At 58.3% G+C, this 12737-nt stretch carries 16 protein-coding genes; 2 read left to right on the top strand and 14 right to left on the bottom strand.

Annotated elements, in window-relative coordinates; all coding sequences use genetic code 11:
• Nucleotides 1-136 precede the first annotated feature (136 nt).
• The 8 genes from ACXWUF_RS09720 to ACXWUF_RS09685 all read right to left on the bottom strand — a co-directional run bounded on the left by ACXWUF_RS09720 (nucleotide 137) and on the right by ACXWUF_RS09685 (nucleotide 6151).
• Nucleotides 137-376, bottom strand: a complete 240-nt coding sequence (locus ACXWUF_RS09720) for a hypothetical protein (RefSeq protein ID WP_458494472.1) — start codon at nucleotides 374-376, stop codon at nucleotides 137-139.
• A complete protein-coding gene (locus ACXWUF_RS09715; protein ID WP_458494471.1) occupies nucleotides 373-633 on the bottom strand; it encodes a hypothetical protein in 261 nt (86 codons plus the stop codon). Before ACXWUF_RS09715 ends, ACXWUF_RS09720 begins: the two co-directional genes overlap by 4 nt.
• A 103-nt stretch (nucleotides 634-736) precedes the next feature.
• Nucleotides 737-2656 (bottom strand): DNA primase family protein, encoded by a 1920-nt coding sequence (locus tag ACXWUF_RS09710; protein WP_458494470.1) that lies wholly within the window; start codon nucleotides 2654-2656, stop codon nucleotides 737-739.
• Nucleotides 2643-3131, bottom strand: a complete 489-nt coding sequence (locus ACXWUF_RS09705; protein WP_458494469.1) for a hypothetical protein — start codon at nucleotides 3129-3131, stop codon at nucleotides 2643-2645. Before ACXWUF_RS09705 ends, ACXWUF_RS09710 begins: the two co-directional genes overlap by 14 nt.
• Nucleotides 3132-3250: 119 nt before the next feature.
• The gene (locus tag ACXWUF_RS09700) at nucleotides 3251-3538 is read right to left on the bottom strand and encodes a helix-turn-helix transcriptional regulator (RefSeq protein ID WP_458494468.1); all 288 of its coding nucleotides are present in this window, start codon (nucleotides 3536-3538) and stop codon (nucleotides 3251-3253) included.
• 179 nt (nucleotides 3539-3717) lie between these two features.
• Entirely contained in the window at nucleotides 3718-4311 is a 594-nt protein-coding gene (locus tag ACXWUF_RS09695) for a hypothetical protein (RefSeq protein ID WP_458494467.1), read from the bottom strand.
• A gap of 121 nt (nucleotides 4312-4432) precedes the next feature.
• Nucleotides 4433-4831: a hypothetical protein gene (locus tag ACXWUF_RS09690; protein WP_458494466.1), complete on the bottom strand. Its 399-nt coding sequence runs from the start codon at nucleotides 4829-4831 to the stop codon at nucleotides 4433-4435.
• Between the two features lie 129 nt (nucleotides 4832-4960).
• Complete coding sequence (locus ACXWUF_RS09685; RefSeq protein WP_458494465.1) at nucleotides 4961-6151, bottom strand: tyrosine-type recombinase/integrase; 1191 nt, start codon at nucleotides 6149-6151, stop codon at nucleotides 4961-4963.
• A gap of 172 nt (nucleotides 6152-6323) precedes the next feature.
• Between ACXWUF_RS09685 and ACXWUF_RS09680 the strand changes: the two genes are divergently transcribed.
• Nucleotides 6324-6902: an rRNA large subunit pseudouridine synthase E gene (locus ACXWUF_RS09680; protein WP_458494464.1), complete on the top strand. Its 579-nt coding sequence runs from the start codon at nucleotides 6324-6326 to the stop codon at nucleotides 6900-6902.
• A gap of 1114 nt (nucleotides 6903-8016) precedes the next feature.
• Nucleotides 8017-8214 (top strand): hypothetical protein, encoded by a 198-nt coding sequence (locus tag ACXWUF_RS09675; protein ID WP_458494463.1) that lies wholly within the window; start codon nucleotides 8017-8019, stop codon nucleotides 8212-8214.
• A gap of 29 nt (nucleotides 8215-8243) precedes the next feature.
• Here ACXWUF_RS09675 and ACXWUF_RS09670 read toward each other — a convergent pair whose 3' ends face one another.
• The 6 genes from ACXWUF_RS09670 to minC all read right to left on the bottom strand — a co-directional run.
• Nucleotides 8244-8564: an RNA recognition motif domain-containing protein gene (locus ACXWUF_RS09670; RefSeq protein ID WP_458494462.1), complete on the bottom strand. Its 321-nt coding sequence runs from the start codon at nucleotides 8562-8564 to the stop codon at nucleotides 8244-8246.
• Between the two features lie 220 nt (nucleotides 8565-8784).
• Entirely contained in the window at nucleotides 8785-10473 is a 1689-nt protein-coding gene (locus tag ACXWUF_RS09665) for an ABC1 kinase family protein (protein ID WP_458494461.1), read from the bottom strand.
• A 214-nt stretch (nucleotides 10474-10687) separates the two neighbouring features.
• Entirely contained in the window at nucleotides 10688-10879 is a 192-nt protein-coding gene (locus ACXWUF_RS09660; RefSeq protein ID WP_458494473.1) for a winged helix-turn-helix domain-containing protein, read from the bottom strand.
• A 63-nt stretch (nucleotides 10880-10942) separates the two neighbouring features.
• Nucleotides 10943-11221 carry a cell division topological specificity factor MinE gene (gene minE, locus ACXWUF_RS09655; protein WP_458494460.1) on the bottom strand — a complete coding sequence of 93 codons (279 nt, stop codon included), beginning with the start codon at nucleotides 11219-11221 and terminating at the stop codon, nucleotides 10943-10945.
• A 2-nt stretch (nucleotides 11222-11223) separates the two neighbouring features.
• Nucleotides 11224-12033 (bottom strand): septum site-determining protein MinD, encoded by an 810-nt coding sequence (gene minD / locus ACXWUF_RS09650; protein WP_458494459.1) that lies wholly within the window; start codon nucleotides 12031-12033, stop codon nucleotides 11224-11226.
• Between the two features lie 31 nt (nucleotides 12034-12064).
• A partial coding sequence (gene minC / locus ACXWUF_RS09645) for a septum site-determining protein MinC (protein ID WP_458494458.1) occupies nucleotides 12065-12737 on the bottom strand: 673 nt, incomplete at its 5' end.

Raw genomic sequence — 12737 nt, 5'->3', positions numbered from 1 at the left:
GATGTCGTCGAGGCTGGTAAAGATCATCGTAGGAGTGCCATTAAGGAAAGATTGAGGGAAATATTGCTTGATTTTACCCTGACAGCCTTAAAGTAACAATTGTGAACAATATACTTATGATAATTTGGGAACATCTCTAATGAGCGAGACGGGTGAATAACTCAATGATCCGCGCCTGCTTGGCTTCGCTCCATGGCGAGGGTTTACCGGGGGCGGGTTTCAGCAATAAAGCGCCATCAAGGTCGGAATCCGGCGTTACACAGTAACGGCGGAACCCATCCGCCAGCCACGCCGCAATGTCGGGCGGTATCGGTTGACCCGCGTCAAGGCAATGTGCGGCGGTTTCCAGGGCTTTAAGTTTTGCTCTGGGAATCATCGGCTTCCCTTTTTGAAGTGGTTATTAGCGATGCGTTCCGGCATTCCGCCGGACGGCTCCCGTTCCCTGTCGTCGCGCTTGGCTCGCAGCTCATTCAACATTCGATTGTTTGAATTCCGGCGGATGTAATGGGTATCTCCCCCAAGCTCAACACGCGCCCGGCGTTCCAGCTTGCCCCAAAGGCTTTCGTGAATCTCGGGGCAGCGCTCTTTACATACCTGCAAAACAAGGTCAATCGGGTCTACTTTGTATGCCATTTGGCTCTCCTACAAAAAACAACCTATAAGGCGTGAAATTTATCCAAAAACCGCGAGACGCCTTCGCCCCGCAGTTCGCCCAGCGGGGAAGTACCTTGGCATTTCAGAACGTCAGCGGGTCATCGAACGGGGGCGGTCCTTCCGGTGCGGCGGAATACCGCCCAGTTCGTGCCCTGGTGCCCGTGGCGCGGTCCCCGCCGTTGCCGGTAGTCTCGGTGTTGCCCCCATCGGTAACTACCTCATCAACCCAGCATCCATGCTGATAGTCCCATCGGCGGGGGGCTGGGTCTGTCGGAAAGTTTTCAAATATTTCCGGGCAAAAATCCTGCACTTCCCTCACTTCCTGCACTGGCGCGGGTTCCGGGGCTTTCTTTCCTACACTTGCAGGTGTAGGAGTGTAGGATTCATCCTGCACTGCGGCCATTCCGGGCCATTGATGCGGGCCTTCGTAATCTCTGCGAAGCCGAATACCCGTCATGCCTTGCCCGGCACTGCGCCGGGATTCAACCACGTCGGTTCCCATGGTTTTAACCATGTCCACCACGGCATGGCGGAACCGCCGCAAGGCCAGGGCTTCCCGTTTGTTCTGTCCGCACCATCGCAAATAATTGGGATAGAGTTTGCTGTCAGCGTCCTCAAAGAGGACTGTGCCGCCGGGAGTGCGGGATTCACTTTTGACGCCCACCGAAACCCAGCCGCCCGGCTCCGGGATGATGCTGTGAGTGATCCATTCCGCAATCGGGTTTTGAGCCGTGAGCGACTCGAAAGCGGCCTCGACGGCCTTTTGCGGCGGGTGCATGAAGGTGGTGGTCACTTCCTCGCGGCTGAGGTCGAGCGCCCAATTGATGATGGCGGGAATCTCCCGGTGCAGTCGATCCTCCCCGCCCGCCGCCAGGAACGTGGCCTTTTCTTCGGGCGGTATGCGCCGGTCGAACTGGATAACCAGTCGGCGACGTTCCAGGCCGGATGTGTAGTCGGTGGACGCCAGCGGCTCATTACTGGCTATCAACACCATGCCCTCAAAGATGAAGGTGCCCGATTGCTGGACGTGCTTCCGCTCGTTCCTTACCGGGTCTTGTCCGGTGATCGCCTTCAACACGTTGACCGCGCCGCCGTACTTGTCGGAATCGGTTATGGCGGCAAGGCGCTTGCCGTACAGGGTGGCTGTCTCGAATTGGTTTTGTTCCAAGCGCCGCAAGTCGGTACTCGCGCAATTCGACGGGCCAAGCATCGCGAACAGCAGGCGAATGAGCGTTGACTTGCCGGTGCCGCCGGGGCCAAGCAGGTGCAGGAATTTTTGAAGGTCGGCCCGTCCAGTCAGGCAGGCGTTTATGAAGGCTCGCAATAGCAGAATCAGCCCCTCATCCCCGCCGGTCGCGGATCGAAGCCACGCCATGAAGACGGGACAATCCGTGCCGGTGACGTAGTGGTGCGGGATGCGCCACGTCGCCGCGTTTTCGGGCGTAGCCGGTTCAAGCTGCCGGGTCGCGATGGATAGCAGCCCATTGAGGAAGGGTATCTTTCCAACTGGCTCCGGTGGCAACGGCAACATATCCGCCGCCAGCATGATTTTCATGATTCCGGCCATGTAGCCAGGGCGGAAGCCGATGGGTGATGTTCCTGTATACAGTGCCCCCACGATGAATTTTTCGGCCTCTGCGGCGGATTCGCACGGTTGCCAGTGCGTGCCGGTGAACACATGCCAAACCGCCGCCTGAACCGCATAGGCGAATTTCCCGCGCATGGCCCAGGTCAGCACTAGCGCCGCATCGGATTCAATGATGCGGTTTGCCTTGCCGTCCTCATCTCGGTAAACGAGTTCGCCATCCCCCACCGTGTAGGATTCGCCCCCTTGGTGTAGGATTTTTTCGTCTTGGTGTAGGTTGGAAGCCGCGTCAGTGTTGGAAGTGTTGGAAGTGTAGGATTTTTTATGGCTGGGATTTTTTCCGCCGTTTTCCCTCAACCGCTCGCCCGTCGCCTTGGCGCGTTTAATGTCCTCCTGAACACGATCAGCAATGCCCATGGTTCACCTCCAAGTGAATGGCCGATAGCGTCTCTATGGCCTGTGCCATGCGGGCTAGATCGGACTCGGGGACGGGCTTACCTGCCAGGATGTCAGCGGCGCAAAACGAGACAATCCCGGACTCGAAAGCAGCGGTGCGGATCAGGTCGGACGCTGTGAACCGGGGTGGTTTGGGCTTGGGTTTCTCGGGGTCGAAGTTGATGCGGGGCGGGAACAGGTCGGCCAGGGTTAAGCCAATGGCTGAAACGATGGATTCCACGGAACAGCCCGCGAAACAGTGAATGAGGATGGCCCCATCGGGCATTTCCCGAAGTCCAGCGCTGGCGGTGCGGTCATCATGAACCGGACAGCGGAAAACCCATTTGTCCGGCCCGCGCCGGCGCAAGCCGTAGCCTTCCAGGCGTGGGAGGATGATGTTGATTGGGTCGCGGGCAAAAGCTGCCCCTTTCCCCGTTTGCGGGGTATAATTTTGCATGTGGTTCACCAGTCAGGTTGGTGGATTTACTTAGGGCCGGTGGCATTCAAAGTGCTTCCCGGCCTTCTCTTTTTCCGGCGGGTTTCCGCGCCGGTCGGGGTGTTTGCGGCGTCCATGCTTCAAGCTCGTGCCGATTCCATCCGCTTCGCCCGCCTCCCTGCCACCGCATGTGCCGCTTTCGTCTTTCTGATTTCTGGCGTGACTCGCGGTCGGGAAATCGCCCATGCTTCGAGTTCGTGCCGATACCATCCGACCGAACGCCCGCCAAGCGAAACGGGAGCCGGGAAAGCCGGATCGTGATATGGCGATTTTGGGTCGCCCTTGGCATACAAAAGGGTTTTGCCGATACCGTATTCTTTGCACACTTCGGTTGCTCGCAGTATTTGAATAACTGTGAGCGCTTGCATTGCCTGAGTCATTGCCGAACCTCAACGTAATTAAAGGGACGGCTCGATTATTGGTTAATTGTGTATGTGTCAGGCAAGATGTCAGGTAACAGAAAAACCTGTCAGGTTTTGACTTTTTTTATCTTTAAATCCCCTGAGTTCCGCGCCAGTTATGGGTTTTCGTAGGTGGCATGTGTTTTTTACTCGCTGTCTGACGCACCAAATTTTTCAGCAATCAAAAGCCCAATAACCCACGCTTCCCGGCAAAATGTACCGTTTTCTCTTGATGGTTTTTTCTCCATTAAATCTTTATGAATCCATTCTTTGATTTGCGTCTTATTTGGCTTTCTTCGGCGGTTGCAAGCCCAATCGTTATATTCGTTTAATGCCCGAATAAGTAAACCCCATGTTGGGCTATAAGGTTTGTCTGGCTGGGGTTCAAATGGAATATTGTTGTTTTTATCTCGCTGCCTTATTATTTCTTTGCCTATCTCAGAAAAAAGTTTTTCATTTATTTCCAAGGTTGGAAGATAGCTTTTTCGATAAGTTATAATTCCGTCTACCCCTTCAACAATAAGGCTATCATCAAGACCATATATTAGCCTGTACATTTCTGCGGGGTTTATCGTCCAGTGCCCATCTGACCGCCAAGGCTTTATGTCTGGATGTCCGGCAAAACTGCGCACGCATTCTGCGAATATAAGCCCGTTTCCATCAAGATACTCAATATATCTGAGTAACTCAGCATCAGATATTTCGAGCCGTTTGCAGGCTTCATTAAAGCCGATATTCATACCGCCCCTTCAAGGCAAAACCCTTCAAATTAGAAAGCCAGCCCAAACGGTTGAAGGGATTCCCGCTTGTCGCCTCGTCTGGCTATGGGCTGGCTAATTGGTTATGTGGTGGGTCTCTCGACTAGGTTACTTGCCCGGTCGAATTTTTCAATGATTCCTCAAGCTCGGACAGCGGGATAAGGCTCTCGGCAAGATACCGAATCAAAAGCCCGGTGTTCTGCAAAGTATCCCGGCCAATATTCCCCGCGTCTTCATTCCCCGCCGCCGTATAGAGCAAGTCGCCAAGCGCGGCGATACCCAAGCCGACAACATACCGCGCATCCTGAGTATAGTTTTCCAAGTGCCGCAAGGATTCCGGGTCAGTATTCCAGTGGAGCCGCACAGCGTCGTTGCTGTCGTAACCCGTCACTTTCAAATCGCCCACGGCCTTAATCAGCGTCGCCAGCGGTGAGCGCTCGGCAGGGCTGGGGGCGGAATAGGGGTGGGTGGTTTCGCGGCGTGTAGAATTGGCTGTAGCCATGGGGATTAACCTCTGTGTAAGGTTGGTTCATGTGGTTAGGGTTCGGGGTGGTGGTCAGATACCGCCCCGCGCCCGTTGCTATGCCGTCCAATGGCTTCCCGGCGTTCCCCGCGCCGGTTCAGGATTCGGTTATGCGGCGGATCGCTGGAACGGGAGAACCCGCTCGTTCCCCCTCAAGTTGCCCAGGTACGCCGCCCACGCTTCAAGCATCGCCCGCCGTTGCTGCAAATAAGCCGAACAGTTGTAGCTGGCTCGGGTGACGTTCCTATCCGCGTGGTTTAGTTGCGCCTCGATGTGTTCCGACTGATACCCGCTGTCATGCGCCCAGGTCGAAAAGGTTCCACGCACGCCATGCGGCGAAAACCCGCCCGCCTTATAGCCAAGGTGACGCCACATCCTGAGCAACAGATTCCCGGCAGCAGGCCGCTTGGGATCGTCCCGGTTCGGAAACACGAAGCCGGTGCGCCGGGTGAGTGGTTCCAGGGTCCGCAAGATTTCCACGGCTCGCGGAACCAAGGGGGCAACGTGGTCGCCCCGCATCTTCATACGCTCCGCCGGGATGGTCCATAAACCCGTCTCAAGGTCGAATTCATCCCACCGCGCCCCCAGCAGTTCCGCCGTGCGGACGGTGGTTAGCCACAGTAATTCCGCCGCCGCTCGGGTGGTCGGATAACCCGTGTAGGCGTCCAGGCGCTCAAAGAAGGCGGGAATCTCCGCGCCCGGCAGGATGGGATGGTGTTTGACGTGACGCGGCTTTAGTGAGCCTCTGAGTGGCGCGGACGGATCGAACTCGGCACGCAAGGTGCAGACGGCCTTACGGAACACAGCGCCGATGACCTGACGCGCAAACACGGCAACCGTGGGCGCTCCGGCCTCGATGGCTTGAAGGACGCGCAGCACATCCGCCGAAGAGATTGCGGTGATAGGGCGATTGCCGATGGCGGGGTAAATATGGGATTCGAGCAACGCCCGCCGCTGCTTCAAGGTGCGGGGCGTCCAAAGCTCGGCTTGGTCGGTAAGGTATTCTTCCGCGATGGATTGAAAGGTGTTCTCCGTCCGTTCCTTGCGGTGGTGGGCGGGGTTGACGCCCTTTGCCACGAGTTCCGCCGCTTCGTCGCGTTTCTTGCGGGCTTCCGCCAGGGAGACAGCGGGATAAGCGCCAAGCGCAAGCATGTTGGCCTTGCCATGGAGCCGGAACCGATAGCGCCACAGCTTGCTACCGTTCGGGGTGACTTCCAGGGACAGCCCCTTGCAATCGGCTACGCGGTAAAGCTTGGCCTGCGGTCGCAAGCCTTTGATTTTGGTGTCGGTAAGCTTCATGTGAGTAGGAATCGGGCGTTTTTCGTGAGTGAGCGTTTGCCTTCTCACAATTCTACTCATATTTAGCGCTTGTAACAAGGAAGTTCTAAGAAATCCGAATAAATCCTAACTGTCTGTTAAAAAAAGGATTAACTAGATAACTTTGAACCTAGCCGGACGTTACCGAACCCCTATGCTTATCCTATTCAACAAACCATTCAACGTTCTATCACAATTCACCGACCGTGAAGCGGGCCGATCCACCCTGGCCGAATTCATCGCCGTCGAAAAAGTCCGTCCGGCGGGCCGCTTGGATTACGACAGCGAGGGCTTGCTATTGCTCACCGATGACGGCCCGCTACAAGCCCGCATCGCCGATCCCCGCCACAAGCTGCCGAAGGTGTACTGGGCGCAGGTGGAGGGCGTCCCGGACGAGGCGGCGCTGGAAAAGCTACGGCGCGGCGTCACGCTGAACGACGGCCCGACCCGTCCCGCCAAGGCGCGGGCCATGGACGAACCGGCCAACTTGTGGCCCCGTGATCCACCCATCCGCTATCGTGCCGCCATCCCCACGGCCTGGATCGAATTGGAACTGCGGGAGGGCCGCAACCGGCAGGTGCGGCGCATGACGGCGGCGGTGGGCTATCCGACGCTACGCTTGATCCGCTGGGCGGTGGGTCCGTGGAATCTGGCCGGGCTGGCACCGGGACAATGGCGGGAGGCGGAGCCTGAAAGGACAATCCCGCAAAAACGGGGCAGGGTGGGACGGTGAGCCTGGCCGATCCGGCCCATTGCAATGGAAGTGGAAAACCCTGTTGAAAAACCCATGGAAAAGCTGTGTACAACCTGTGTCGAAAAGGTGGCGGACTTCAGCGGACGAACTTATCCACAGAATGAACACAGCCTTGAGGGTACGTTATGCACAGGTTTTAATCTCGGTAAGTTATTGGTTTAATTGCTTAAATCAGCTTTATGCACGGATTGTCGCCGGGCTAATTATAAAAAAAGAAAGAAATCTTTCTTAAAGATATAAGAAGCGTTCATGCGGGGAGATGAAAACGCGAAAAACGTCCGCGTCGTTCTGAATGAACAACGGAACGGCTTTCTGATGGAAAAAGGAATTGCGGGGAAAAAAATCGGAACATCCTTGTTCCGGTGGCGCATCCCAGCGGCTGGTATACAGCCTCCCGATCTCCGTAACGGCGCCTCTTAAGCGGGAATTTCCATTTTCCTGATCCGAACGGACGGTAGAAGCTTTGGGGGTTAGCCTCTATTCCGTGTCGGACGGGCACTATTAGACCTTTGCCGGGATCGGTATGAAATATGTATAAATGCTTACTGAAAAAAAACCCGGCACAGAGGCCGGGGTGCATGATTTATGCTGATGTGTGCGGCAGGCAGACCGCCCCCCCGAATGTTTTTCTATTCTGGACTGAATGCCGATGTGACCAGCGGTGGCATGAAGGCCCAAGCCATCGAAGCCATAACCGCCATTAAAACGAGATACCCAGAAGAAGCCGGGCCTGGATCGAGCCTCAAGACGCGATATACAGCCAAGCCATTCAAGACGCCGTTATTAAACCCATCGGCCTATTTCACGTAAATTCGGAAACTTCCGAATATGAGTACGTATTTACACGTATGCTAAGCCTAAGTAATTGATTTTTATATTGGCGACTTTGTGTTTTAGATGGCTGGTCTTGGGCCGGGGTAGACGGGTGGTCGAACCAATAGCGCGGGCCTGGGGTCGTATTAACCGGAACCTGGGAGGGTGGAATGCCATAGATGGCGGAGGAGGGAAGGTTTCTTTTGATCGCCCTCACCCCAACCCCTCTCCCGTGGGGAGAGAACATTACTTTACCAATGGCCTCGGAGGGAATCGAACCATGCAAGAAATCCCCAATAAACCTCACCGTCAGCCTGCTTCGTCCTGGCTGCTGGGACGGCTCACGGAAAAAAGCACCTGGAGCGGCGCGGGTCTGGTGGTAGTTTGCGCGTTGATTTTGATGGGGATGCCCATCATCAAGCTGGTGGCTTGGATTGGCCTGATTTACGGCCTTTATGCGATGTTTTCGGCCGAGTGAAACATCCCCGGCCGATTAGTGGCCCTTGTTTATACTTCGCGTTGCGGTCGCGCACCGGTCCGGCGCTTACCGAGATAGCCCCGGTTCTTTACGGTGCCATTGCGCGGCGAGTGCGCCGCATTAATAACCAAGCGTCTACCATCGACTTCTTTATCCCGCAGGGCGGAGCGGGCGGCTTCCGCCTCTTCCTCATTGTCTAGTTCGACGAAACCAAATCCTCTGGACTGGCCGGTACCGAGATCGCGCACGACATGGGCCGCGTGAACGGTACCGTAGTCGGCGAACAGGCGCTCCAGTTCAGGGTCGTCAATGGCCGCGCCTAAATTGCCCACATACAGCTTACTGCCCATTCAATCATTCCTATTGGTGTTGGTGTTGTAGTTGTTTATTCAATTCACCCCCAACTCTGTAAGCCGGGAGAATAGTGAAGGGAAACGGTGAGCGATATTTAAGCCCGCCGCCGTCCATTCGCAAATAAGCATAAGCCCCTAGCGCTGGTCGGCCCTCCACGACGGGGATATGGAGGCTCCCGCCCACGCCTTCAATGTCTGGCGCGCTTCAAGCGGACGCCTACCGTTCTCCGCTATGCGACGTCCGCCAAATGGAGGCCAGCAACCACAAGCCCCCCACGCCCGCCGCCGAGAATCCCAGCACACCCAGCGCGGGCAAGCCAAGCAGCGTGGGTCCGCCGCTGACGGTCATGACGATGGACGAGCCAATGATGAGCGACGCCGTGACCATGCCCACCGTCAACCGGCTGGCGGCGCGGTCCACCAAGGTGCCGAAGTGGGCCAGCTCGTGCATGTCCACGCTGACCTTGACCGCCCCGGCCCGCACCAGTCGCATGAATCGGCGCAAATCGCGGGGCAGGGCGCTCAGCACGGTCATCAGATTGCCCACGTTGCGCTGCGCGTGGCGGAGCAGCGCCTCGGGCCGGTGCCGTTCCAACGTGGCCCGAGCTAATAGGGGCGCCACTTGGCTGACGATGTCGAAATCCGGGTCGATCTGCCGACCCATGCCCTCCAGGGTGACGAGGGTCTTGAACAGCATGGTCAGGTCCGGCGGCAGGGTCAGTTGATGGTCGCGCATCAGGGTCGCCATATCGCCGAGCATCTCCGCCAGGCGCAATTGCCGCAGCGCCACGCCGTGGTATTTGTCCACGAACATGCCCACTTCCGACACCAGCCGCTCGGTGCTGGGGCTGGTGTCGTCGGCCCAGTCCAGCAGCACTTCCACGATGGTGGGCGCGTCCCGGACCACGATGGCGTTGAACATGTCGACCACTTGGCCGCGCCGCAGTTCCGACAAGGAGCCGACCATGCCGAAGTCGATGAAGGCCAGCCGGTTGCCGGGCACACAGATGAAGTTGCCGGGGTGGGGATCGGCGTGGAAGAACCCGTCGATCAGCACCATTTTCAGCACCGCGTCGGCACCGCGCTGGGCCAGCAGCTTGCGGTCGAAGCCCGCCGCCAACGGGCCGGACAGTTCCCGTCCCGGCGTTCCGGCGATGAATTCCTGGACGTTGATGCGCTCGCCGCAGTATTCCCAGAACACCTGAGGGATGACGATGTGGGCGTGGCCCTTGAAATTGTTGGCTACCCGCTCGGTGTTGCGGGCCTCGGTGAGCAGATCCAGCTCGTTGCGTAAGGACAGCTTGAATTGGCGCAGCACTTCCTGGGGATGGAAGCGGCGGGCGTCGGCGAATTCCCGCTCGATGATGCTGACCAGTCGTTCCAACAGGCGCAGGTCGCCCTCGATGGTCGGGCGGATGCCGGGGCGGCGGATTTTGACGATGACTTGCTGTCCGCCGGGCAATTTGGCCTTGTGGACTTGGGCGATGGACGCGGCGGCCAGGGCGGTTTCGTCGAACTCGGCGAAGACGTCGGCGACCGGCGCGCCCAAGTCTTCTTCCAGTTGCGGGCGCAGGGTTTCAAACGGCAGCGGCGGTACCCGGTCGTGCAGCTTCTCGAATTCCGCGATCCAGTCCGGCGGGAACAAATCGACGCGGGTCGCCAGGATTTGGCCGAACTTGATGAAGGTCGGACCCATGTCCTCCATGGCCTTGCGGACGCGCTGGGGCGGGTCTAGGTGCAGCCATTCGTCCAGGCGGGTCCAGTTGAGCGCCTTGCCCGTGCGCTCCAGGATTGACTCCAAGCCCAGCCGCTTCACCAAGTCGCCGAAGCCATAGCGGATCAAAATCGACGCGATATCGTGCAGTCGGCCAAGATCGCGCATGGCGCTCAGGGTTTCCAGGATCATTGATTTCGTTCCTCGGTTGAATTGATGTCCCAAATCCTTCGGGTGGTTGACGGGGGCAGGGCGAAAAAGGCGGTCGGCTTGGGCCGGGGAGGGAAAGGGCGCGGTGACGTGTCTACCGTCGTTTGGCGGGGATGAAGCAAGGCGTGGACGAGTCGTTGCCCACTATTGTCTCGAACCATTGTGGCGGGCATGTGTACATGCCCGCCCTACGGGCCTATTCCTGGATCAGGCTAAAGAACTCGTTCTTCCCTTTGCGTTCCACACTCAGCTTCCCTTCCCGCGCCAGCCAGCCTAGGCCGCGCTGCACGTCGTGCTTATCCAGCCCCGCGCCTTCGGCCAGCCTGCTGGCGCTGGCGGGGCCGTTCCCGCTCAAAAATTCCCAGATTTTTCCGGCGGCGGCGCCGATGATTCGTTCAACTCCAAGCTCATGGTTAGGTCTCGTAACAAATGGAAAAATCTTGGCGGCGGCTCAACGGCGTGCGGGCCGCTTCGCGTCGCTCTCGTCGGGCAGGATGATGTTCAACTCCAGCACCTCGCGGTTCTCATCCTGCTCCATGGTCATGGTGATGGCGTCCTGCTCGATGTTCACGTATTTGCGGATCACGTCCAGCAGCTCTTTTTGCAGGGCGGGCAGGTAGTCGGGCTTGTGGCGCTCGGAGCGCTCGTGGGCCACCAGGATTTGCAGGCGCTCCTTGGCGATGGCGGCGGTGGAGGGCCGGGACGACCGAAAATAATCCATGAGTCCCATGGCTAACCCCCAAACAAGCGGCCAAACAAACTCTTCTTTTCTTCTTCAATGAAACGATGGGTCACATCCTCGCCCAGATAACGGCGCACCACGTCCTTATAGGCCTGGCCGGCGTCGCTCTTGTCGTCCAGGATCACGGGCGTGCCCGCGTTGGAGGCGTTCAGCACGGCCTTGGATTCGGGGACGACGCCCAACAGGTGCAGGGAGAGGATTTCCTGCACGTCGTCCACGCTCAGCATTTCACCGCCCTTGACCCGTTGCGGCGAGTAGCGGGTGAGCAGCAGGTATTCCTTGATCGGCTCCTGGCCCAGTTCGGCGCGGCGGGACTTGCTGGCGAGGATGCCCAGCATCCGGTCGGAGTCGCGCACCGAGGAGACTTCCGGGTTGGTGACGACGATGGCGTCGTCGGCGAAATACATGGCGAGGTTCGCGCCCCGCTCTATCCCCGCGGGCGAGTCGCACACGACGTACTCGAAGGTCTCCGACAACTCGTTCAGCACCCGCTCGACGCCCTCCTTGGAGAGCGCGTCCTTGTCCCGTGTCTGGGACGCGGGCAGGATGTAGAGGTTCTCGCAACGCTTGTCCCGGATCAGCGCCTGGTTCAAGGTCGCCTCCTGGTTGATGACGTTGACGAAGTCGTACACCACGCGCCGCTCGCAGCCCATGATGAGGTCGAGGTTGCGCAGGCCGATGTCGAAGTCGATGACGGCGGTGCGGTGCCCTTGCAGTGCCAACCCCATGGAAATGGCGGCGCTGGTGGTAGTTTTGCCGACCCCGCCTTTTCCCGAGGTCACAACGATGATTCTTGCCACTAGGACTCTCCAGGATTCAGAAAACTGTTGGTCAGAGTTTGTCGATAATCAGTGAGTTATCCAGTAGATAGACCTGGACCAATTGGCCTTTGAGGTCCGCGTCCAGGTTTTCACTGATTTTGTAATGCCCGCCGATGGCGACCAGTTCGGCCTGCAAATCGGAACAGAAAATCCGCGCCTCCAGGTTGCCCTGCACCCCCGCCAGGGCGCGGCCCCGGAGCGAGCCATACACATGGATGTTGCCGTCGGCCATGATTTCGGCACCGGCGCTGACCTGGGCCAGCACGATCAAGTCCCCGCCCGCCGCGTAAATGCGCTGGCCGGAGCGGATGGGATGGTTGACGAATTTGGTGGGCCCGGCGGATTTGGGCGGCGGCGTGGCGGGCTTGGAGGCCGCGCCCTGTGACTGCGAGGCTGGCAGGGGCAGGGCACTCTCCGATTTAATGTCGGCGAGCACCGCCAGCTTGGCGGCCTGGGCGGCGTAGTGTTGTATCTGGGTGCCCCCGCGCACCCCCACTGGTGCCAGCCCCAAGTCCCGGAGGATTTCCACGAAGGCGGGGAAATCCAGCCGTTCGGTGTCGGGGTCGAGATTGCTTAGATCAACGATGACGGGGGCGTTGCGGAAGAATTCCGGCGCTTGCTTGAGCTTCTGTTGAAGGTGGTTTCTCAGCACGCCGAGGTCAGCGGCGTGGGGCTTGAGAATG

This window comes from Methylomagnum sp. (genome assembly GCF_054333355.1).
Note: the sequence above shows the minus strand (reverse complement) of the source record. Positions and strands in the feature narration are given on the sequence as shown.

Bases quoted from the DNA above. Each gene is read 5' to 3' on its own strand.
- minE (WP_458494460.1), bottom strand. From the start codon at position 11,221: ATGGGACTCATGGATTATTTTCGGTCGTCCCGGCCCTCCACCGCCGCC.
- ACXWUF_RS09690 (WP_458494466.1), bottom strand. From the start codon at position 4,831: ATGGCTACAGCCAATTCTACACGCCGCGAAACCACCCACCCCTATTCC.
- ACXWUF_RS09720 (WP_458494472.1), bottom strand. From the start codon at position 376: ATGATTCCCAGAGCAAAACTTAAAGCCCTGGAAACCGCCGCACATTGC.
- ACXWUF_RS09680 (WP_458494464.1), top strand. From the start codon at position 6,324: ATGCTTATCCTATTCAACAAACCATTCAACGTTCTATCACAATTCACC.
- ACXWUF_RS09710 (WP_458494470.1), bottom strand. From the start codon at position 2,656: ATGGGCATTGCTGATCGTGTTCAGGAGGACATTAAACGCGCCAAGGCG.
- ACXWUF_RS09665 (WP_458494461.1), bottom strand. From the start codon at position 10,473: ATGATCCTGGAAACCCTGAGCGCCATGCGCGATCTTGGCCGACTGCAC.
- ACXWUF_RS09700 (WP_458494468.1), bottom strand. From the start codon at position 3,538: ATGCAAGCGCTCACAGTTATTCAAATACTGCGAGCAACCGAAGTGTGC.
- ACXWUF_RS09715 (WP_458494471.1), bottom strand. From the start codon at position 633: ATGGCATACAAAGTAGACCCGATTGACCTTGTTTTGCAGGTATGTAAA.
- ACXWUF_RS09695 (WP_458494467.1), bottom strand. From the start codon at position 4,311: ATGAATATCGGCTTTAATGAAGCCTGCAAACGGCTCGAAATATCTGAT.
- ACXWUF_RS09675 (WP_458494463.1), top strand. From the start codon at position 8,017: ATGCAAGAAATCCCCAATAAACCTCACCGTCAGCCTGCTTCGTCCTGG.
- ACXWUF_RS09705 (WP_458494469.1), bottom strand. From the start codon at position 3,131: ATGCAAAATTATACCCCGCAAACGGGGAAAGGGGCAGCTTTTGCCCGC.
- ACXWUF_RS09685 (WP_458494465.1), bottom strand. From the start codon at position 6,151: ATGAAGCTTACCGACACCAAAATCAAAGGCTTGCGACCGCAGGCCAAG.
- ACXWUF_RS09670 (WP_458494462.1), bottom strand. From the start codon at position 8,564: ATGGGCAGTAAGCTGTATGTGGGCAATTTAGGCGCGGCCATTGACGAC.